17 protein-coding genes are annotated in these 20,629 nt (G+C 55.2%); 5 read left to right on the top strand and 12 right to left on the bottom strand.

All coding sequences use genetic code 11. The features are described from left to right. Positions 1-139: 139 nt before the first annotated feature. Positions 140-1,945 carry a translation elongation factor 4 gene (lepA, locus tag LAO76_15020; GenBank protein MBZ5492239.1) on the top strand — a complete coding sequence of 602 codons (1,806 nt, stop codon included), beginning with the start codon at positions 140-142 and terminating at the stop codon, positions 1,943-1,945. Between the two features lie 255 nt (positions 1,946-2,200). Here lepA and LAO76_15015 read toward each other — a convergent pair whose 3' ends face one another. From LAO76_15015 to LAO76_14995, 5 genes are all read right to left on the bottom strand, one after another. Next, positions 2,201-2,863, bottom strand: coding sequence for an energy transducer TonB (locus LAO76_15015; GenBank protein MBZ5492238.1), 663 nt, complete (start codon positions 2,861-2,863; stop codon positions 2,201-2,203). A 172-nt stretch (positions 2,864-3,035) separates the two neighbouring features. Then, positions 3,036-3,761, bottom strand: coding sequence for an OmpH family outer membrane protein (locus tag LAO76_15010; protein ID MBZ5492237.1), 726 nt, complete (start codon positions 3,759-3,761; stop codon positions 3,036-3,038). Between the two features lie 65 nt (positions 3,762-3,826). Next, positions 3,827-4,480 carry an OmpH family outer membrane protein gene (locus tag LAO76_15005; protein ID MBZ5492236.1) on the bottom strand — a complete coding sequence of 218 codons (654 nt, stop codon included), beginning with the start codon at positions 4,478-4,480 and terminating at the stop codon, positions 3,827-3,829. A 150-nt stretch (positions 4,481-4,630) separates the two neighbouring features. Then, positions 4,631-7,540, bottom strand: coding sequence for an outer membrane protein assembly factor BamA (gene bamA / locus LAO76_15000; GenBank protein ID MBZ5492235.1), 2,910 nt, complete (start codon positions 7,538-7,540; stop codon positions 4,631-4,633). Between the two features lie 271 nt (positions 7,541-7,811). Further along, positions 7,812-9,956: a molybdopterin-dependent oxidoreductase gene (locus tag LAO76_14995; protein ID MBZ5492234.1), complete on the bottom strand. Its 2,145-nt coding sequence runs from the start codon at positions 9,954-9,956 to the stop codon at positions 7,812-7,814. A 187-nt stretch (positions 9,957-10,143) separates the two neighbouring features. Between LAO76_14995 and LAO76_14990 the strand changes: the two genes are divergently transcribed. Next, a complete protein-coding gene (locus tag LAO76_14990; GenBank protein MBZ5492233.1) occupies positions 10,144-10,296 on the top strand; it encodes a hypothetical protein in 153 nt (50 codons plus the stop codon). A gap of 175 nt (positions 10,297-10,471) precedes the next feature. Here LAO76_14990 and LAO76_14985 read toward each other — a convergent pair whose 3' ends face one another. The 3 genes from LAO76_14985 to LAO76_14975 all read right to left on the bottom strand — a co-directional run bounded on the left by LAO76_14985 (position 10,472) and on the right by LAO76_14975 (position 13,363). Then, complete coding sequence (locus LAO76_14985; protein ID MBZ5492232.1) at positions 10,472-10,711, bottom strand: type II toxin-antitoxin system HicB family antitoxin; 240 nt, start codon at positions 10,709-10,711, stop codon at positions 10,472-10,474. A gap of 81 nt (positions 10,712-10,792) precedes the next feature. Further along, positions 10,793-13,111, bottom strand: coding sequence for an AMP-binding protein (locus LAO76_14980; protein ID MBZ5492231.1), 2,319 nt, complete (start codon positions 13,109-13,111; stop codon positions 10,793-10,795). 90 nt (positions 13,112-13,201) lie between these two features. Then, on the bottom strand, positions 13,202-13,363 hold the full coding sequence (locus LAO76_14975; protein MBZ5492230.1) for a hypothetical protein: 162 nt from the start codon (positions 13,361-13,363) through the stop codon (positions 13,202-13,204). 169 nt (positions 13,364-13,532) lie between these two features. On the opposite strand from LAO76_14975, the gene LAO76_14970 reads away from it, so the two are divergent. Further along, complete coding sequence (locus LAO76_14970) at positions 13,533-14,711, top strand: ABC transporter substrate-binding protein (GenBank protein MBZ5492229.1); 1,179 nt, start codon at positions 13,533-13,535, stop codon at positions 14,709-14,711. Between the two features lie 70 nt (positions 14,712-14,781). Here the strand turns inward: LAO76_14970 and frr are convergent, their stop codons facing one another. The 3 genes from frr to LAO76_14955 all read right to left on the bottom strand — a co-directional run bounded on the left by frr (position 14,782) and on the right by LAO76_14955 (position 17,382). After that, positions 14,782-15,369: a ribosome recycling factor gene (gene frr / locus LAO76_14965; GenBank protein ID MBZ5492228.1), complete on the bottom strand. Its 588-nt coding sequence runs from the start codon at positions 15,367-15,369 to the stop codon at positions 14,782-14,784. Between the two features lie 97 nt (positions 15,370-15,466). Then, positions 15,467-16,252, bottom strand: coding sequence for a formate/nitrite transporter family protein (locus LAO76_14960; protein ID MBZ5492227.1), 786 nt, complete (start codon positions 16,250-16,252; stop codon positions 15,467-15,469). Between the two features lie 77 nt (positions 16,253-16,329). Next, positions 16,330-17,382 carry an AI-2E family transporter gene (locus tag LAO76_14955; protein MBZ5492226.1) on the bottom strand — a complete coding sequence of 351 codons (1,053 nt, stop codon included), beginning with the start codon at positions 17,380-17,382 and terminating at the stop codon, positions 16,330-16,332. A gap of 224 nt (positions 17,383-17,606) precedes the next feature. On the opposite strand from LAO76_14955, the gene mutM reads away from it, so the two are divergent. After that, positions 17,607-18,419, top strand: a complete 813-nt coding sequence (gene mutM, locus LAO76_14950; protein ID MBZ5492225.1) for a bifunctional DNA-formamidopyrimidine glycosylase/DNA-(apurinic or apyrimidinic site) lyase — start codon at positions 17,607-17,609, stop codon at positions 18,417-18,419. 116 nt (positions 18,420-18,535) lie between these two features. On the opposite strand, the gene LAO76_14945 is transcribed toward mutM, so the two are convergent. Then, positions 18,536-19,312, bottom strand: a complete 777-nt coding sequence (locus tag LAO76_14945; protein MBZ5492224.1) for an SDR family oxidoreductase — start codon at positions 19,310-19,312, stop codon at positions 18,536-18,538. A gap of 120 nt (positions 19,313-19,432) precedes the next feature. On the opposite strand from LAO76_14945, the gene LAO76_14940 reads away from it, so the two are divergent. Next, positions 19,433-20,476, top strand: coding sequence for an ROK family protein (locus tag LAO76_14940; GenBank protein MBZ5492223.1), 1,044 nt, complete (start codon positions 19,433-19,435; stop codon positions 20,474-20,476). Positions 20,477-20,629: the final 153 nt, after the last annotated feature.

The raw sequence follows: 20,629 nt of genomic DNA, 5'->3' as shown, positions 1-20,629 counted from the left end.
CCGGCAAACTCGCGTTCGCCGGGCATGATCGGTAACGCCAGTTAGCAATTACCCATCCACACTTCCCCCATGACTGTTTCAGGGCTGAATGCTATTTGCTGATTACAAGATGCTAAAATGAAAGACTAAGCCCATCCTCATGGACCGCGCACACATCCGAAATTTTGCCATCATCGCCCACATTGATCATGGCAAATCCACGCTTTCTGACCGGCTCCTGGAGCTGACGGGAGCGCTCGCCCTGCGCGAGATGCAGGAACAGGTGCTAGACGCTATGGATCTGGAGCGTGAGCGTGGCATCACCATCAAGGCCCACGCTGTCCGGATGAAGTACACAGCCAAGGACGGGCAGGAATATCAGCTCAACCTGATCGATACCCCCGGCCACGTCGATTTTTCTTATGAAGTTTCGCGTTCGCTGGCCTCGTGCGAGGGCGCTTTACTCGTAGTGGACGCTTCTCAGGGCGTCGAAGCACAGACCTTGGCCAACGCTTATTTGGCTATCAATCACGGGCTGGAAATTATTCCGGTCATCAACAAGATTGATCTGCCCAGCGCCGACATACCGCGCGCCAAAGAAATGATCGAGCAGACCGTGGGCCTGGACACAAAAGACGCCATGCTGGTAAGCGCCAAGAGCGGGCTGGGCGTGCCGGAGCTGCTGGAAGCCATCGTCAAGCGCCTGCCTCCTCCCAAGGGCGATCCCGATAATCCTTTGCAGGCCCTGATCTTCGATTCATGGTTCGATCCTTATCGCGGCGTCATCGTGCTGGCCCGGCTTTTTCAGGGAACTCTGCGCAAGGGCATGAAAGTGCGCCTGTGGTGGAACGGCAAAACGCTCGATGTGGAAACTCTTGGCGTGCTCACGCCCAAGCCGGTGGAAATTGACGAACTGGTGGCTGGCGAAGTGGGATTCATCGTCGCCAACAACAAAACCGTCTCTGACACCAAGATCGGCGACACCATCACCGACGACGCGCGCCCGGCCATTGAGCCGCTTCCCGGCTTTGAAGAACTCAAGCCCATGGTCTTTGCCGGACTCTACACCGTGGACGCGCACGAGCACACCGCGCTTCGTGAAGCGCTGGAAAAGCTGCGGCTCAATGATTCTTCTTTCTTCTTTGAGCCGGAAAGCTCCGCTGCGCTGGGCTTCGGTTTCCGCTGCGGCTTTCTCGGCCTGCTCCACATGGAAATTATTCAGGAACGCCTTGAGCGCGAATTTGGCCTGGAGCTCATCACCACCGCGCCGGGCGTGCGCTATGACATTACCAAGACTGACGGCGAGAAAGTTCAAGTCGATAATCCTTCACGCTGGCCCAATCAGAGTGAGATCGCCAAGATTGAAGAGCCGGTGATTCTGGCCACCATCCTGACCAATGAAGAATACGTGGGCGGCATTCTCAAGCTGGTGGAAGACAAGCGCGGCAAGCAAAAAGGCTTTGAGTACGTAAGCGCCAGCCGCGTCATGCTGACCTATGAGCTGCCGCTGAATGAAATCGTGCTGGATTTTTATGACCGGCTGAAGACCATCTCGCGTGGCTATGCGTCGCTTGATTATCATCTTGCCGGGACGTGGGAGTCGCCCATGGTGAAGCTCGATATCCTGGTGGCCGGCGATCCGGTGGACGCGCTCTCCATCATCGTGCATCGCGACTTCGCTTATGATCGCGGACGCGCGCTCGTCTCGAAGATGCGCGAACTCATCCCGCGGCAGATGTTTGAAGTCGCCATTCAGGCCTCGATTGGGGCCAAGATTATTGCCCGTGAAACCGTGGCGGCCATCCGCAAAAACGTGCTGGCCAAGTGTTACGGCGGTGACATCTCGCGCAAACGCAAGCTTCTGGAAAAACAAAAAGAAGGCAAGAAGCGGATGAAGCGCATCGGCAAAGTCGACATCCCTCAGGAGGCCTTCCTTGCCGTGCTCAAAGTCGGCGAGGGCGCGTGATGCAGCTGGCCAGTGAAAAGTTGCGCGCAGTAAATGTGCAAATCTCCTGTTTTTCACGAAAGTACATGCCCATTTGTGGTGCAAGCTCTGCGCTCACGCGCCGCCCCGTCTAACAGGTTGATAATAAGAGTTTTATAAAGTGCAGCGCTGGTGGGGCAGATTGCTTAAGTTATTGAAAAATATTGTGCTACTCTGCTGCCTCAGACACATTTGCACAAAGTTTTCCACAGCCTCCTGCCCGCTCAGCCCTCACGCTTAGTGCATTTCTTTCTTGAAGTTGACGGTGATGAACGTCTCCACTTCAACCGCCTCACCGTTCAACACATATGGGCGATAGCGCCACTGCGCCACGGCATCAAGCGCGGCGTGCAGCAGCAAAGGATGTCCACTGATTGCATTCAAACTCTGGATCTTGCCGTCGCGGCCAATGATGGCATGTAATTTTACCTGGCCCTGAATCCCGCTGACCGCCGCGATGTGCGGATAGATCGGTTCCACACGATTCACAAGCTGCCCCTCAGACAACTGTGAAGTAACGCGCTTGGGGCCGCCGAATTTCACATTGGTCTTGCTGGGACCATCGGACATGAAGTCGCTGAGCTGCTTGTCAGTCTGGTTACCGCCTCCTTGAGGTCCGGGCGTAGGTGGTTCACCGATTGGAACGGACCATGGACGATCGGGAATTGTGCTCTGGTGATTATTGAACGTAAAAACAGCCGTTGTTCTCGGCCCAGATCGCGCCGGACCGGAAGCTGACGCATGATCGGTGCGGACTCTTTCCACTCGATCAAGAGTTACGGGTTTCACCGGCGTATAGATTAGAACCCGCGCGGAAACCGGTATGACTCCAGTTGAAAGCAGTGGAATGACTACCAGCAAGCCTCCAACGATTGCTTCCGCGGTAAATGCAGTTGCCATGGGCCAGCGTTTTCCTTTGCGCGGCGCGGATGAAGATTCAAGCAGCGTATCTCCAAACATTTTTCTCACCTCATGGAAGTGATTTGACACCGGAGAGTTCCGCCGAAGTTCCGTTGTAGGCAAAAATAAAAAGGCCGCCTGCGCAGGCGGCCCGTGTGATTCTCAGGAACAATTATGGTTTCTTCGGTGTCGGAGAAGCTGTTGCCGGACGAGTTGGAGTTGTCGCCGGGCGCTGGGCTGGCGCTTTTGCTGCGCCTGCTGGCTTGGTTGCGGGAGCAGTCGCGCCGGCTGGGTTCTCTTTGTCGTAAGCGTCCACCAGCTCTTTGGTGATAACGGTTCCCTGCGTGGCCCAGAGCACTGGCGAAGTCTGTGGGTTGGAAACATCCAGCACCACGGCAAAGCCGTTGGCATTGGAGTATTTCTCCAACACGTTCACCATTTTTGATCCAATGCGATTAATCACGTCCTGCTCTGCCTGCTGGAATTCAGCCTGAGCATCTTCATAATTTCTCTGCAAGGCCTTCTGCTTGGTGTCAATGGCTTTGGCCCGGCTGCTCTTTTCGTCATCACTTAACTTGTCCGCTTGAGCCTGATATTGCTTCTTCAGTGCCTCAACGTCATCGCTCTGTTGCTTGAGTTCAACCTGCTTGGGAGCGAACCTCTGCTGCAGCGCGTCAATTTCCTTCTTGCCTTCAGCGCATTCCTGAATCGCCTGCTGAATGTTGACCACGCCAATCTTGGTAGGCACCGGCCCTGTAGGCGCCGGGGTGCTGGCGGATGGCGCGTTCGCGGCTGAGGGAGTGCTCGCGGATGGTGCCGCTGCGCCCTGTGCGCAGGCAAACGTGCCGAGTACGGCGCTCAGACCGAAACCCAGCGCCAGAGTTTTGAGTTGTGCCATGCTCATGCTTTTTACGTGCTCCTTGGATTAGTTGCGGCGTGGCTGTTCCAGCAAACGCCGAAAGCTTAAGGCTTCTTGGGCGTAGCTGCGCCGGAAGCCGGAGGCCGTGCGGCAGCAGCGCCCGCCGGCTTGGTTGCCGCTGGTTTCGGCGCAGGCGCCGCCGTCGGCGACTCTGCGTTGTAAGCGTCTATCAGGTTCTTGGTGATGTTGGTTCCCGGATTCGCGTACAGCACTGGAGTTTGCGGGTTGGAAACGTCCATCACCACTGCGTAGCCATTCGTTCTTGCGTACTTCTCCAGCACGTCAAGCATCTTTTTGCCCAACCGGTTCAGGATTTCCTGCTCCGCTGTCTGTACTTCATTCTGGAAATCTTCAGCGCTCCTTTGCAGGGTCTTCTGCTTCTCAGTGGCCGACCGGACGCGGTTGTTGCGCTCTTCGTCACTTAGTTTGTCACCCTGCGCCTGGAGTTGCTTTTTCATGTTTTCCAGTTCGTCATTCTGGGTCTGTAACGCTGCCTGGCGGGGAGCGAACTTCTGTTGCAAAGCTTCCAGTTCTTTTTTGCCTTCATTGGTGTTGGCAATAGCGTCCTGGATGCTAACAATGCCTACTTTATTGCCGGCAGCTGAGCCTGCGGCGGGTGCCTGCGCGCGGGCGGCTGAAATTCCCCAGACCAGGACCAGTGCGAGACTTAGGACGCGGGTATTGATGTATCTTGCCATGAAATATTGGACTCCTTGGTGGTTCTCAGGTAACTATTCTTCGCGATACACGGTCACGAGGGCAGCTCAATGAGTGCGTGAAATCTGCGGTGGGAACGGGTACCCAAATTATAGGTTGTGGCCTCCGCCAGCGTCAAACAAACACTTCCTTTAGAAAGTGGTGCTGATGGTGAATCTAAACGTCTTACGCGGCTCCTGCAGGCGAAAATCTGGGGCCAGCGCGGAGATCGCGGATTGAAAACTAAAATCGCCCACCGAACCCACCGGGAACATGCTCCGCGAAATAGGACTGGGAGAATGGACAATGGTATTCAGCGTAAGCGGATTGTACGCATAGTAAATTCGGAACGGCTGTTGCACGATCGGCAGCAGCACCTGCAGCTCCAGCCCCGTGGACATGCGCGGCACGTAGTTGGTGCCGTCAACCGGCTTCAGGTCTCCACTGAATGGAAAGGGTTGACCTCCGGAGCACTGGAAATTAACGATCGCGGGGCAGCCAAAAACAGTGCTGTTCAGCAGCGTCAGCGAATCTGAGCTGACTTTCAGCTGTGACGGAAGAGTGACAAAGTCCATGCCGAAATCGGCAAAGGGCGCCAGCGTAACCGGTCCCACAACGTGCACTCTGTACTCGGCGTTTGCCACAAACTGTGTATCGCCGCCGGGCAGCGTGATGTTATTCACCGGCAGCGGCACGGTTACGTTCCCACGCCGCGGGTTCGTCGGATCGATTGGCACCGGGCTGCCGTCAGGGTTGGTGAGCTGGAAATTCTGTACCGTGCTGACGAATACATAAGGAGAAACCGTGCGCACGTCAAAGCCGCGCAAGTCGTTTTCTCCGCCCATATAGAAGCGCTGGTAAGGCGGCGCTTCAGACCCGGCAAAGCCATTGATAAAGCTGCCCTGGATGCGCACGCCCAAAGTGTTCTGATGGTACAACGGCTTCCACTGCGTGAAAGCGATGAGCGGCCGGTAGAACTTTACGTTACCGCCCAGACCGGCAACTTCACTGGAAATAAACAGGCTCTTCCCACGATGCGGACGGATGGGACTATCAATGGTGCTGAAACCAAACGAGGGCGTTAAAGAACTTGTAACAATGCCCTTCAGCGCGTCTGGACCAGAGATGTTCCGGAAATTCAGCGTCTGGAACAGATTGCGCGACGCATCGCTGAATGTGTTAATCGTCGTATTGTCCAGCGTGTAGGTCAGTCCCACGCGCTTGAAAGAATGTCCCAGCAGATAGCTCGATGATGCGGTGAATCCCGTGCTGGACTGGTTGTAGTTCAATAGCTGGTTCAGCACCGACTGCGGAAGGTTCAAATTCTGTCCGGCATTGATGGATGCCTGACGGGCCTGGTTGAAATCAAACCTGCGGCTGTACACCGTGAATCCGAGCGTCAGCGGCCGGTCAAACATATAAGGTTCGGTGAACCCAAACAGCAGCACGCGGGAAAGGCTGCCAACGTTGGCCTGTACCTGCAGTGTTTCGCCCAGGCCAAGAAAGTTATTGGTCTCATAATTCAACCCGATGAACGAACCTTCCAGTCCGCTCACACCGCCCGTAAGGCCAATGCTGTTCTTACCCTTCTCTTTGACCTTTACTGTCAGATCGACTGTGCCATTCTTCTGGTCGAGCTTGCGTTCGGTATCGTCTTCCGGTTTAAGCGCGTCGAAATAATTCAACTGGTTCAGGCGAAGCACGCTGATGTCCCACAGACGGCTGTTAAATACCTGCCCTTCCTGCACCAGTAATTCACGGCGGATAACGCGATCGCGCGTTGTGGTGTTCCCCTGGAACTCGATCCGGCGGACAAAATACGGCTTGCCCTCTTCCATCTCAATGTTCAGGGTGATCATCTTCTTTTGATCGTCAATTTCAGTCGTCGGCACTGGCGTAAAGTCGATATACCCCAGCTCGCCGTAAGCCTTGCGCAAGTTGTCCAGGCCCTTGCCGATCAGCTGCTTGTTGAAGGTTTCTCCATCCTTGATGGGGAAAACGCTCCGCAGCAGCTGCTTGTTGAGGATGGCTTTGTTGTTTGTAAAATTGATTGCCTTGAGCCTGTACTTATCGCCTTCCTCGATTGGCACGGTAATGTCCATTACCTTGCCCTGACCTTTTTGTATTAGCGGAAGATGAAACTTTGATGAAGTGTCGCGCAACTTTATCTTGGGATCGTCCACTACGGCCTGGAAGTAACCATATGTCTGCAACGCTTCGCGGACGCGCTCCGCGTCCTCTTCCAGTTTTGAAGCGTCAAAGGTCCGGGCAAAAATGTTTTCCAGGAAGATGGATCGGGGAACGCCGACCGGCTTGAGATTCTTCATGGCCGCGCGGAGCGTGCGGCTCTTCACGTGTTTATTGCCCACAAACGTGATTTTGCCGACCTTGATCTTTGGCCCTTCCTTCACGTTAAACGTCACGGAAACTGACGCCGGAGGAACCTGCTGTACCTGTATGTTGATGGTGGCAAACTGGCGGCCATGTTCGGCCAGCAATTGCTGCAACACCACCTTGGCCTTGATCACCTTGGTGGGATCGTATGGACTGTCCACGGTCAGCGGGACTTTGACTTTCTTATAGCGCTCCAGAACGTCGCTTTGCGAAACCGAATTCAGGCCGTGATACTCGATGGTCCGGATCGTCGGCTTTTCCCGCACATAAATATGGATGATCCAACCCTTGGCGGACTGCTCACGCTCCATGCGGACATCTTCAAAATAGCCGCTGTTCCAGACCGATCTCAGATCGCGTTGCAGCGCCGCCTCGTCATAAACATCGCCCGCACGGGTATAAATGCGCGATTTGACGGTTTCAGTTGGAATACGGCGGTTACCGGTGATCTCAATGTCCTGAATGAGCTGGCCGGTCTGCGGCGCGGCAAAGACCTTGGGAACCAATCCCAAAAGCAACAGGCACAGAATCAGCCCTAAGGGACCGATCCGCGCGACATGCTTGGAACTGGTTTCCTGAATTAACGACGGAGCTATATGACTACCCTCTGAGCAAGGTGGGAAAAGCCAGATTATACGGGAGTTACCGCCGAAGTGCCACTTGGACATATCCCTCACCCTAAAATCTCTCAAACCAGCGCATTCTTCTCATTTTTGTCTTTTCGGAATTGCCCGCCTGCTTAAATAATTCCCGCGCTTTGATGAACCATCGCAGGGCGGAAATCATAACTTTTGTTGAAAATGGGCTGTCCGGCTTTTTGGGCGGACTACTCCCCGGTGTTTGGAACGCGCCAGATTCCCAATCTTGCACACATTTTTAGTGGAAGCTTCCAGCGGGATTGTAAGACTCTCTGCGAAACGCCTGCCGACGTGGCCCTGCTCAGGATTTTGCCGCGGCATTCATTTTGCGTCGCGGTTCGGTACTGGCTTCAACCTCCACCAGGCAGGAATAAAACGTCGCACCACCGCCGATATCGGTAAGCGTCTCTGAGGTGAGGACGTTGATGCTGTTGCCGTCCGGCGCGAAACGCGCAGCATTCAGCCGCGCCGCCACCACGCCAGCCTGTACCGCGCCATTCACGTGGGCACGCAGCCTGACTTCGCCGCGCCCATTGAACACCCGTACCCAATCGCCTTCATGGATGTTCCGGCGATGGGCGTCCGCAGTGCTGATCTCCAACAACTCCGGCTGCTCCATCTTCTGCAGGGACGGAATGTTGGTGAACGAACTGTTGAGAAAGTTATCGGCTTTGCGCGCCAGCAGTTCCAGCGGAAATTTCTTTGCGCCTTCCGATAGGCGGGATTCTTGAGCCGGAGCGAATGAAACCACAGGATCCATTCCCTTTGCCGCAAGGCTTTCACTGTAAAGCTCTGCCTTGCCGCTGGGCGTGGCAAACCCGCCTTTGGCAAACGGCAAAAATGGTCCGTCGCCCAGGTTCAGCCGCACGTGGCCTGCTTTTTCCAGCCGCTCGCGAGTCATGCCTTCCATCCAGCGCTCCCAGCCTTTTGGAAGCTGCTGGTTCTCAGCTCTGGTGAGCGTAGCGTCAATCATCCCATCCGTGCTTTGCTGGAAACAATCGTCGGTAAAGCCCATCTTTTGCGCCAGCTCACGGAACACGTCAGTGTTTGATCTGCTCTCGCCCAGCGGCGCAATTGCCTGGTTCGATATTTGAAGATATGTGTGACCGTAAGCTTTGTTCAGGTCTTTATGCTCAAGGAATGTCGTCGCGGGCAGTACGATATCGGCATACGTCGTTGTATCAGTGAAGAACTGCTCATGGACGACCGTGAACAAATCTGGGCGCATAAAACCGCGGATGACATCATTGTGGTTCGGCGCTACGACTGCCGGATTTGAGTTGTAAACAAAGATGGCCTTCACCGGCGGATCACTCAACGTATTCAGCGCCTTGCCAAGCTCAGACATGTTGACCACGCGCGCCGCGCGTCCCAGCGGGCTTTTCTGCATCAGGTCAGGGCGATCCAGCGCCTGCATGTTCAGATAAAAAGCTCCGCTGGTGGAAAGCTGAATTCCCCCTCCAACTTCAGCCCACGAGCCGGTAATGCAAGGCAGCATGGCAATAGCGCGTATCGCGGAACCGCCATTTTGCGATCGCTGCACGCCGTAGTTCACGCGGATCACCGCGGGGCGCACCGTGGCATACTCGCGCGCCAGCTTGCGAATGTCGTCCGCGCTGATTCCGGTCCATGCGGCCGCCTTCTCCGGCGGATACTCCTGCGCGCGTTGCCGCAGTTGCTCAAAACCTAGCGTGTATTTGCTGACGTAATCTTTGTCGTATAGGTCTTCGTTGATAATCACGTGCATCATCGCCAGCGCCAGAGCAACATCCGTACCCGGATTGATCGGCAGATACCAGTCAGCGCTCTTCGCCGTGCGAGTCTTGTAAGGATCGATCACTACCAACTTGGCGCCATTGCGCCGCGCTTCCGCAATAAACGGCCACAGATGCACGTTGGTGGCGTGAATGTTCGCGCCCCAGGCAATAATGTATTTGGAATCGCGAAACTGTTGCGGCTCTGTCCCCACATTGCGTCCTGTGACCGTTGCCATGCCTGCTCCGCCGGCAGAAGCGCAGATCGTGCGGTCCAGTTGCGAAGCCCCCAGCCGATGGAAGAACCTGTGCGCCATTCCGGAATAGCTCAGCACACCCATGTTTCCGGCATATGAATATGGAAGGATCGCTTCGGGGCCGAACTCAGCGGAAATCTTCTTGAAGCGCGAGCTGATTTCCTCCAGCGCTTCATCCCATGAAATTCGCGTGAAGTCGCTTGCATCGCCTTTGCCGTGTCCTTTAGGGGCCGTGCGGCGCATGGGGTGCATCACTCGATCAGGTGAGTAAACGCGATCAAGATATTTGGTAACTTTCGCGCAAAGAAAGCCGCGCGTTACCGGATGCGCCGGATCGCCTTGGACGCGCGTGGCCCGGCCATCTTCCACGGTAATCAAGATGCCGCAGGCGTCAGGGCAATCGTGCGAGCAAACGGCGTGGACCACCTTCTTCATAGGGACATTATAAGGGCAAGAAGCGAGACGATCATGGATAGAATGTCTCGACATTCGCTCCAAAGTAACTCTTCGGTGGTGAATTGCAATGTGCCAAAATGTAGTGATGCGGAAAATATCTCTAAAAGAATTCCGGGCATGGTGTTAGGCCATACTGGATTGGGCTCAGAAGACCAAAGAAGCTGTGTTGACCACCAAGGGCGGCCGTCCTGTCGCCAAGCTGGTTCGGGCGGAAGAGGCTCCCCGCGAATTTTTAGGGCGGCTGGAGGGCATCGTAAAGATCACTGGCGACATTGAGTCGGCCATTGAGCCCGCCGATTCGTGGGATGCGGTGCGATGATTAATTTCAATCTCTTTCCGCGCCAGTTCCGCATTGCAGAGCTGGGCAGCTTCTCGAAGGTAGAACTTAGGATCGCCGCCTTTTCTCGCACTGCTTCCCGATGGCAGAACTTTCGGAGACCGCTTTTCGAGCAGGCTTTCGTCCCTGGGCAGGCCGGCCTTTTGCTGCGGGAAGTTCATCTCCCCGCGACGGGAGGACTGCCCTTGCCCGCTCGATCCAGAATACGAAGCGTGTCTTTTCGATTTGACCGCCGCGCACGCTCAACAAAATATTCCTGCGTACGCAAAGCAGAGATCTTTTCCGCGACCTCGACGTTAATTAGCTGATTCAGTGCCACACCTTCCGATTCTGCCGCCTTTCGGGCTTCTTCCAACAGTGAAGGCTGTAGGCGCAAAGCAAAATTACTCCGTCTCATGGATTTGAACTCCTAATCTGTTGAAGCGCCTCTTGCGGAAGCAGATATCACACTACAATGCTTTTTTGATCCGACCAGGAATTAAACAGTCGCCGCCGCCATCGAACTAGCCTGCGCTTTCAACGCCCGCAGGTCCATTTTGCCCGTGCCCAGGATGGGCAGAGCGTCCACGTGGAAGAACTGGTCTTTGCGCGGCTTCCACAGCGGCGGAAGATCGGCGCTGGTAAGTTTCGCCAGTACAGGTGCAAGTTGTTCGTTGCTGAGAGTGTGGAGCACCACCAGCCGCTCTCCCTTTTTTTCGTCAGGAGCGGCCGAGACTACAAAAACCTGCTCTGACGTTTCCGCCAGCTCATGTAATTTTTCTTCGACCCTTACGTGCGGGACCATTTCACCGCCAATTTTGCTGAAGCGGCTCAGGCGATCTGTGATCGTTAAAAAGCCATCGTCCGCCACGGCGGCAATGTCACCCGTGGTGTACCAACCGTCCTGTAAAATCTGGCGCGTTTCTTCCGGACGCCCCAGATATCCCTGCATCACGTTGGGCCCGCGCACCAAAAGCATTCCCGGAGTGTCCGGTGGCAACGGCTGTCCGGTCTCCGGATCGACAATGCGAACGCTCATGCCCGGCAAGGGATGTCCAATAGTGCCCTGGCGCGCACCGAGCTGCACGATGCCGGGAGCGCGATAATCAAAAATGTTCACAGCCACAACAGGCGCGCACTCCGTGCAGCCGTAACCTTCCAGAGGACGGACTCCGAACTGGTCTTCAAACGCGCGGGCCACCCGTTCTGGAAGTTTTTCCGCGCCCACCAGCACGCATCGCAGGCTGGCAAAATCCTCTCTGGGAACGCGGCGCGTGTACGCCTGCAAAAAAGTCGGAGTGGTAATCAGAAACGTCACACGGTACTTCCGAGTCAACTCGCCGATAATCTGCGAGTCCAGCGGGCTGGGATGGAACACCACGCCAACGCCATAAGTTCCGGTAAGCCACAAAGTCACCGTAAAGCCAAACGCATGGAAGAACGGCAGCACGCCCATCAATTTGTCTTCGCTGGTAAAAGAAAATACCTGCGTCATTTGCCGGATATTGGCCAGCACGTTATGGTGCGTGAGCATCACGCCTTTGGGATCGCCGGTGCTGCCGCTGGAAAAAATAATGGTCGCCAGATCATTGGTGGTGCGCTTCTGTGCGCCCACGGCCCGCTTTATCAGGGTATAAGGCAGAAAGATGGCGATAAGCAGCGCAAGAATCTTTTCGCTTGATTTAGGCTTGACCAGCACATCTTCCAGATATATCGACTGCCCGGGTACCTCAATCTTGTTCATGGCGGCAAGCTTTTCCAGAAAGAGCTTTGACGTAACTACCGTCTTCAGGCCGCATTGTTGCGCGCAGGATTCCAGAGTCTCAGTGCTGGCGGTGTAGTTTAGGTTCACGGGAACTTTGCCGAGCAACACAGCGGCGAAATTCACCAGCGCCCCGCCTACGGAGGGAGGCATCAGCACGCCTACCATCTCCTGGTCTTTCCACTGCGACCGCAGCCTTCGTGCGACGAAAATGAGTTTTAGCAGCATGCTGGCAAAGCTCACTTCAGGAAAGCGTGCATCGCCCATGCAGAAGCGGAAGGGATAGCGCCGCGCCGTGCGCACCAGAGCGCGGTCAAGCGTGTGGCGAGGCACGCGGTCTGCATCAAATGCCGCGGCTTGCAGCGCTTGGACCGCCCGCCGGACTTCCGCGGCGTTCGCAGTCGAAGGAAGCCATCCACCAAAGCTCACGGTCACGCAATACGGCATGCGGCGCGGCGCTTTCCATAAGAACCGCTCACGCTCATAACTAAAGATGCTTCCCCACACGCCGTGTAGGTTCACAGGAACGATGGGCGCATCCAGGCCGCGAATGATCCGCTCCATACCTTTGCGGAACGGCAGCATGGAACCGGTGCGGGTGATGTGGCCCTCGGCAAACACACACACTAATTCACCTGCCCGAATGGCATCACTAGCTTCGCGAAAAGCGCGGACGATGTCCCGGGGGCGCAACTCCGTGGGAATGGGAATGGCGCGCATGAGCAGTGCAAACGGTTTAATGAAGGGGATGTTGTAAACATCGCTGAATATCAGAAAACGTATGGGACGATTGGCCGCCGCGCTAATCAATACCACATCCACAAAAGACATGTGATTGGAGACCAGCAGCGCCCCGCCTTTGCCCGGAATATTCTCCTTGCCCAGCACCTTCACTCGATAGATGATCCGGGATAAGAACCACAGCAGGACGCGCAACCCCCAATTCGGCAATGCAATGACTATGCGAACCAGCAAAGACTGCCGGGGCTGAGGCTCTTCGTGAGTAGGTTCCATGCTGGGCATGATGCCACGCGCAGAAAGGTCGGCGGCGGACATTCTGGCACCAACTGCCATGCGATGTAAAGAAGCACATCCTTTCCCAATTTGGGACGATTGTGTTCCCCATCAGTTCAGGCAGACCAAAAATTATGTTAGTTTGCCCAGATCAATGTCAACGACAATCGCGTCGTCAGGAAAGTCAAACCCAGCGCCTAAACCAGCGAAATAAGTTGCGGCAAAGCCAGCCCAGCCAAGCCATGCTGCAATTAAGACGAAAACGGCCTGCAAAGCCTGAATCTGTGCAGTCAAGTGGAGGCGCCCGTATAAGCCGCTTCAAACCGCTAGAACAGAGGTACTATAGGCATTAACCTCCAGCGGTTGGCTGTAACACGAGTTGTCAACATCTTTATTGTTCGCATTGCGGTGCGCGGCTGTTGCCGCAACTATCACCGCCACGTTACGCAGAAGAAGGTGCTGTATGAACATATTTTCACGCAAGTTCATCATTCTGCTTGCATTGATGGCTTTGGCATCGACTGCTCAGGCACAAAAAATTCCCGGCATCAGTGATAATCAGATATTGATTGGCTCCTGCTCGGCTTTGGATGGTCCTGCCCAGTTCCTTGGCAGGCAAACGATTGTCGGCGCCACGGCCTATCTCAAGAATGTGAATGCTAATGGCGGCGTGTTTGGCCGCAAGATCCAGTTGCTTGCCTTCGACGATGGCTACGAGCCTGCTAATGCGGAAAACTGCTTCAGACGCCTGCAAAAAGAAGGTGTTTTCAGTGCAGGATTTTTTGTCGGGACGCCGACGGCCGCTAAGTACGTTCCCCTGGCTGAAGCGAACAAGGTTCCTGTAGTCGGGCTCTTCACCGGCGCAGAAATGCTCTACACGCCTTTGAAGCACTACGTAATGAATGTCCGCGCTTCTTATTACGATGAGACGCGCGAGCAGGTTGACAATCTCTGGAACGTCCTAGGCATTCATAAGATCGGCGTGATTTATCAGGACGACGCGTTCGGCCAGGCCGTGCTCAGCGGCTTGCAACTTGCCTTGAAGAAGCATAATGCCGCGCCGGTTGGGACGGGCACCTTCCCGCGCAACACGCTCGACGTCGAAAAAGGATTGGACTCAGTCCGCCCCATGAACCCCGGAGCCGTTTTGATCGTCGGCCCGTACGGGCCTGTAGCGGAAATTATCAAGAAAGCGCACGCAACTGGATGGCATCCAATCTTCCTTACTGTCTCTTTTGTCGGAACCGAAAAATTTATCACTGAAGCCGGCAAAGATGCGGAGGGCACGGTCATCACCCAGGTTGTGCCGCCTTACACGCGTACTGATTTTCCCACTGTTGCTCTTTATCGTGATGCTTTGAGAACTTATTACCCCAATGAACAGCCCAGCTTTGTGAGCCTGGAAGGCTTTGTGGACGCCATGGTGCTGGTAGAAGGCCTGAAGCGCGCCGGCAAAGACCTGACTCGGGAGAAATTGATCACTGCACTGGAATCCATCCAGAACAAGGATATGGGATTGGGGCCAAAACTAACGTTGAAATACAGCCCTACGCGCCACAAGGGTTTTGACCAGATCTATACCACTGTGGTTCGCGATGGCAAACCGGTGATCCTGGATGATTGGAAAAAACTGCCGCATTAATCACAGGCTGGAGTTCACAAAATGAAAAAGGCTCGAATACCGGGCCTTTTGCTTCGTCTCGTACCAAATTCTAGACCGTCATCAATTCTTTTTCTTTGGCCGCGCCCATTTCTTCCATCTTCTTGATCTCGGCATCGGTCAGCTTTTGTACTTCATCCAGCGCTTTCTTCTCTTCATCTTCAGAGATTTTTTTGTCTTTCATTGCTTTTTTGATGGCTTCATTGCCATCGCGTCTCACATTGCGTATGGCGGTGCGATGGTCTTCCAGAATTTTGTGCAGATGCTTCACCATGTCCTTGCGGCGCTCTTCCGTCAGCGGCGGCACCGGAATACGGATCAGCTTGCCGTCATTCTGCGGATTCAGCCCCAGTCCTGCCGAGCGAATGGCCTTCTCAATATCGGCAATGATCCCCGGATCGTATGGCTGGACTGTGAGCAACTGCGATTCAGGCGAATGCACTGTGGCCACCTGGTTCAGCGGCATCTCAGATCCGTAATAAGGTACGCGGACCGGACCGAGCATGTTCACAGTCGCGCGGCCGGTACGCGCCGCAGCCAGGTTGGCGCGGAAATCTTCCACCGCTTTGTCCATGCGCGTTTTGAGCTGCGTATAAACTTCTTTCAACGCGGGTATTGCCGCGATTCCAGATATTGCCATTGCGGAAAGCCTCAAAAAAGAGAGTAAGCGAACGCTCGATTATACAGCCAGCCGCGCGGATGCAAAGAAGAGGCAAGGCTCGGGAACATCCCCCAGCTTAGGATTTTGAGGGCATCTTGCCGCCTCGTACCTGTCCGAAATTTAAGAGGCTCACAATTGAGACGCCTCCCACAATATTGCCCAGAGTAGCCGGGAGCAGCCATTGAAAATAGCTGCTGAAGTGAAGATGCCCGGACATGATGGCGGCAATAATCTCCGCGCTGCTGGCAATACAATGCGAAAAATGTCCCGCGCCAACGATAAATGTGAGCATCCAGGTGACCGCGATTTGTCCGATGGTCCAATGGCTGGCGCTGACCATCCATGCCACCAGGGCAATCAACCAGCCGCCAATGATTCCCTTGGCAAAAATAAACGTAAAATGTCCGTTGGCAGCCTGCAAACCCAGGTCCGCCAGGGCGTCAGCAAAGTTCGGCGAGAGCGCTCCTGTCTTCATTACCAGCCAGCCAAAGAAAACTGCTCCGGCAACATTGGAAATGAAAACAGCCGCCCAGAGCCGCAGCGTGTTCAGGAAGTGCTTGCGCTCATCCAGTACCAGCACGACGGGGAAAAGCGTGTTTTCGGTAAACAGTTGTGCCCTTCCAATCACCACAACAATGAATCCGATGGGATAAAAGAAGAACGAGAGAAATTCCTGGATCGGCCCTTTGCCAAGATAGCTCAGGGCCAGCGCTACGGCCAAGCCGGTCAAGCCCATGCTCAGCCCCCCGGCCAACCCTGAAAACAACAGGCCAACAGTAGAGCGGGAGAGTTCGTCCCGGGCATTTTCGATGACTTGTTCCAGTATCTCTTCAGCGCTTCGGCGGGCAGAATCCTGCTGCATAAGTCAATTGAGATGCAGCCGGCAACTCGACAGTTCACGAATTATTAGTTGCCAATCTCGATTGAATGCCATTCTGGTCAGGTCGTCTGTTTCTGCCCGGTCCTACGATAAAGTAGCCATGTATGCCATAAGATTCTCAGCGTGGCCAGCACCGGGATGGATAAAAATACGCCGATAACCCCTGCCACTTCCCCACCGGCAAAGACGCCGAACAGTACCGCCAGGGGATGCAGTTCCAGCGATTCCCCCATAATCCTGGGCGACGTGACGTAATCCTGGATGCATCTCCAGACGAGCAGGAAGATAAATAACCACCAGAAGTGGTTGTAGCCCGAGAGCAATGCGACTCCCAGGACCATTAACCCGCCAATGGCAGGACCGACCACGGGAATAAATTCCAGGGCGCCGGCAGCCGGACCGAGGGCGAAAGCATACGGTACACGCATGATCCAAAGCACAAAGGTCACCACCAGCATGGCAAGTCCGGCCAGCGTCAATTGGGCGCGGATGAAATGTCCCAGCATGGAATCCATCTCCCGCACCGTTTCCGCCAGCATGCGCCGGTTGCGAGTGTCTTCCACCGAATTGATGATGTTCTGGCTTAGCTGGTGCCCATCCTTAAGAAAGAAAATTGCCAGAATCGGAACCAGGAAAAGCCACCACATACTTTGAAGGTTCTTGGCGGCGCGCAACACGAAGTTTTGCGTCGCACCGATCAGCTCACCTCTGTGGTTGTCGAGATAGTGGTTGATCCCCTCCATGATGGCGCCATTCCAGCCATGCCTGGCGCCCAACTGTTTCAACAGATCGCCTGAACTGAGTTTCTTTTCCAGCTCCGGGGCTTGTTGAACCAGTTTGGTCGCCTCGTCCATGACTGGCGGGCCAAGAAGGGACAAAGTCAAGATCATCAAGCCAGCAAACAGCAGGTACACCACCGCAATGGACGCCGGACGCGATCCTCTAAGCCAAGTTTGCAGCTTTGAAACGGGAGCTTCGAGTATGTAAGCGAAGAAAATTGCAAACAAAAACGTGATCAGCGCACGCCACGCCACGTACAAAAACATGAGTACCAGGGCAAAGACCAGGATGGTCAATAAAGCCTGGGCAGTTTTTTTGTCGAAGAATTTCAAATGCCTCCCGTGGCGATTCCATTGTAACGGCTCTTGGCCGGGCTTCAATCAACCTGAATTCAAGTTGTCACCCGCAAGTGAATTGCCTGCCGCAATCCATGAGATGATTTATTGAGATGCCTGAACTACCAGAGGTTGAGCCGCTTTGCAGGCGTGAGCCTGCAGGCGAAATCCTGAGCCGCAGACGAAGGATCTCTCATCAATAGGGTGATCCAGGGAAAACGATGCCTGAACTGCCAGAAGTCGAAACCATTGCCAACGGGTTGAACAAGCGCGTCGCGGGGGACCGCATTGATTCAGTCTGGTTGGGCAGCAAGCCTGAGCCTCTCAAGTCGTCGGCCGCTGAAATTTCCGGGGCTCTGGAAGGAGCACAGGTAGAGAGGGTGCGGCGCGTGGGCAAACATATCGTCTTCGATCTGGCCTCGGGAAAAGCTGCTGGCGGCCAGCAATGGATTGTCCACCTGGGAATGACCGGCCAAATGCTGGTGGCAACTCCACAAACGGAGACTCCAAAGCATACTCATCTCATAGCCAAGCTTGCTTCCGGGCGTGAGCTGCGGTTCGTCGATCCACGGCGCTTTGGCCGTCTTGAAGTCCGCCAGACAGGTTTCACCGGCCCCGGCGCTGAGCCGCTGAGCATCAGCGCAGAAGAATTCGCACGACTTTTCCATGCCAGCAAAGCGCCTGTAAAAGCTGCGCTGCTCAATCAAAAGCTGCTGCATGGTGTGGGGAACATCTATGCCGATGAAGCTTTGTTCCGCGCTCATGTCCGTCCGCGCCGCCGGGCCAATACGCTTACGAAATCCGAGCTGCGCAAGCTGCACGCAGCTCTGCAAAAAGTTTTGCGCCTTGCCATTGCCGCCGGAGGGTCATCGATTTCAGATTACGTTGACGCCGACGGCGAAGCCGGTTACTTCCAAATCCAGCACCGCGCCTATGGCCGCGAAGGCAAGCCATGCCTGACCTGCAAGACTCCGATTAAGAAGATCGTGGTCGGCGGCAGGGGAACGCATTATTGTCCGAAGTGCCAGAAGTAAATCCTGCAGCAAACAAAACCTTAGCCGCGAAGGACGCAAAGTCCGCAAAGGAGCAAGAGCCTGCGCCGAAATTCTTTACCTTGCGCTCTTTGCGTCCGTTGCGGTGAATGTTCTTCTTAGACGATCAAATTCCTCTGCAACTTCTGCATGCCTCTGATCCACCGCTGATAATCGTTGGCCTTGTTCTGAAAAAATTTACCCGCTTCTGGATGAGGCAGGATCATGAATTTTTCTTCAGCCATGGCTTTTACAACGTCGTCCGCCACCTGCTCAGGCTCAATCGCTCCGGCTTGCAGCATTTTTGTGCCTGGATGGTCCGCCTTGAGCATGTTCGTGAGCACACCTTGCGGGCAGAGCGCGGAAACGCGAATTCCCTGTTCACCATAGGTAATCGCCAGCCACTCGGCAAAGCCCAGCGCAGCATGCTTGGTGACCGCGTAAGGCGCGGAACCCAGGGAGGTCAGCAATCCCGCAGCGGAGACGGTCTGCAGCAGATAACCCTCTTTGCGCGCGAGCATCTGCGGCAACACTGCGCGAGCGGCGTAAACGTGGGCCATTGTATTAATGTCCCAGCTACGCTTCCAGTCGCGGTCTGAGGCTTCCGGTCCGCCGCTAACGGCAATTCCCGCATTTGAGCAGAAGATATCCACCTGTCCGGCCGCAATGGTCACCGACTCAACCAGATTTTTTACCTGTGCTTCCTGCGATACATCGCAGGGGAAAAATCCCGCATGGCCTTTCTCTATCTCATTCGCCACTGCTTTGCCGTTTGCTTCATCTACGTCAGACACAGCAACAAATCGAGCGCCTTCTTTCGCAAACCTGAGGCAGAGCGCCCGCCCGATTCCGTTGGCCCCGCCGGTCACTACCACTATTTTTCCTTTAATTTGCATGCCGGAAAAGATAGACCGTTCGCTTTGGATCTTCAACAGCGGCAGAAACTCGCAATCGCTGCGGTAAGCTATTAATCTATGCAGGCATCATCTGCTCCTGCAGAGGAGTCATAATCCCAAATGACGGTATTGGCCATTGGAGTTGATCTGGGCGGCACCAACCTGCGTATTGCCGCGGTGGACAGCAACGGCAGAGTGTTGGAGAGAATTACCACGGACACCAAGGTCGCGCGCGGACGCGATCAGGTGATCGACGAGATGTGCGTCGCGATCCAGGAGGTTGTGGCCAAGCAGCGCGGCGCCGGTGATCTGGCCGGGATCGGCATTGGGGTTCCCGGAATCATTGAAATGCAGACGGGCATGCTGCGTGAGTCGCCCAACCTTCCCGGCTGGCATAACTATCCAGTGCGCGATGAGATTCAGCGCCGCCTGAAAACCACGGTCATCCTGGAAAACGACGCCAACGCTGCCGCGTTGGGAGAAAAATGGCTGGGCGCCGCAGCCGGCGTGGATGACATGTGCATGTTCACTCTGGGAACAGGAGTGGGTGGCGGCCTGGTGTTGCAGGGGCAAATCTGGCACGGCATGACCGGAATGGCTGGCGAGTTGGGCCACATCAATGTGGAACCTGATGGACATCCCTGCAACTGTGGCAGCCGAGGCTGCCTGGAACAATATGCTTCCGCCACGGCGATCAAGCGCATGGCGCAGGAGGCGATTGCAAGTGGCAATGCACCCCAGATGGCCCGTGCCCTCAAGGAAGACGTCGAATTTAGTTCCAAAGTGATTTTTGATCTTGCCATGCAAGGCGATGCGCAGGCCCGCGCCGTTTTTGAGCGAGTTGGCAAAGCGCTGGGAATGGTCATTGCCGATATGGTGAATATCTTCAACTTCCCCATGTATGTGATTGGCGGCGGAGTATCCAGCGCCTGGGATGCTTTTGCTCCCTTGATGCTGGAAACCGTGGGCAGAAATTCTTTTGTCTATCGCGCCACTGCGCCGACTAAAAATGTACAAGCCGGTAATGCGCCGAGCCGCTCCGTCCGTGGCACCATGATCACCAAAGCTCTGCTCGGCGGTGATGCCGGATTAATCGGCGCTGCCCGCCTGCCCATGATCGCCGGTTTCCTGAGTCCCGTGGGAGAGCACAGATTCGCTCGCTAAGCGCGAGGACTGCCCCTTCGCATCACGGTAGCTGCGTTGAGCCAAGGTTTCGCTTGTAAGTTATATTTCCAACGTGGAAACGCCGCAGCAGCACAGTCCGGCGCATCTTAAGCCCGATCCCGTACCGGAACCTTCGGCCGGTGCGGACAGGGG

The sequence above is a fragment of the Terriglobia bacterium genome, from assembly GCA_020072645.1.
Classification (GTDB): Bacteria; Acidobacteriota; Terriglobia; order Terriglobales; family Acidobacteriaceae; genus Angelobacter.
The sequence above is the reverse complement of the archived record's forward strand: the minus strand, read 5'-3'. Positions and strand labels throughout refer to the sequence as shown.

What these genes read in the sequence shown, in the direction of transcription:
- bamA (MBZ5492235.1), bottom strand. Translation starts at nt 7,540, where the DNA reads ATGTCCAAGTGGCACTTCGGCGGTAACTCCCGTATAATCTGGCTTTTC.
- LAO76_14970 (MBZ5492229.1), top strand. Translation starts at nt 13,533, where the DNA reads ATGAACATATTTTCACGCAAGTTCATCATTCTGCTTGCATTGATGGCT.
- LAO76_14945 (MBZ5492224.1), bottom strand. Translation starts at nt 19,312, where the DNA reads ATGCAAATTAAAGGAAAAATAGTGGTAGTGACCGGCGGGGCCAACGGA.
- mutM (MBZ5492225.1), top strand. Translation starts at nt 17,607, where the DNA reads ATGCCTGAACTGCCAGAAGTCGAAACCATTGCCAACGGGTTGAACAAG.
- LAO76_14980 (MBZ5492231.1), bottom strand. Translation starts at nt 13,111, where the DNA reads ATGTCCGCCGCCGACCTTTCTGCGCGTGGCATCATGCCCAGCATGGAA.
- LAO76_14985 (MBZ5492232.1), bottom strand. Translation starts at nt 10,711, where the DNA reads ATGAGACGGAGTAATTTTGCTTTGCGCCTACAGCCTTCACTGTTGGAA.
- LAO76_15015 (MBZ5492238.1), bottom strand. Translation starts at nt 2,863, where the DNA reads ATGGCAACTGCATTTACCGCGGAAGCAATCGTTGGAGGCTTGCTGGTA.
- frr (MBZ5492228.1), bottom strand. Translation starts at nt 15,369, where the DNA reads ATGGCAATATCTGGAATCGCGGCAATACCCGCGTTGAAAGAAGTTTAT.
- LAO76_14960 (MBZ5492227.1), bottom strand. Translation starts at nt 16,252, where the DNA reads ATGCAGCAGGATTCTGCCCGCCGAAGCGCTGAAGAGATACTGGAACAA.
- LAO76_15005 (MBZ5492236.1), bottom strand. Translation starts at nt 4,480, where the DNA reads ATGGCAAGATACATCAATACCCGCGTCCTAAGTCTCGCACTGGTCCTG.
- LAO76_14940 (MBZ5492223.1), top strand. Translation starts at nt 19,433, where the DNA reads ATGACGGTATTGGCCATTGGAGTTGATCTGGGCGGCACCAACCTGCGT.
- LAO76_15010 (MBZ5492237.1), bottom strand. Translation starts at nt 3,761, where the DNA reads ATGGCACAACTCAAAACTCTGGCGCTGGGTTTCGGTCTGAGCGCCGTA.
- LAO76_14995 (MBZ5492234.1), bottom strand. Translation starts at nt 9,956, where the DNA reads ATGAAGAAGGTGGTCCACGCCGTTTGCTCGCACGATTGCCCTGACGCC.
- lepA (MBZ5492239.1), top strand. Translation starts at nt 140, where the DNA reads ATGGACCGCGCACACATCCGAAATTTTGCCATCATCGCCCACATTGAT.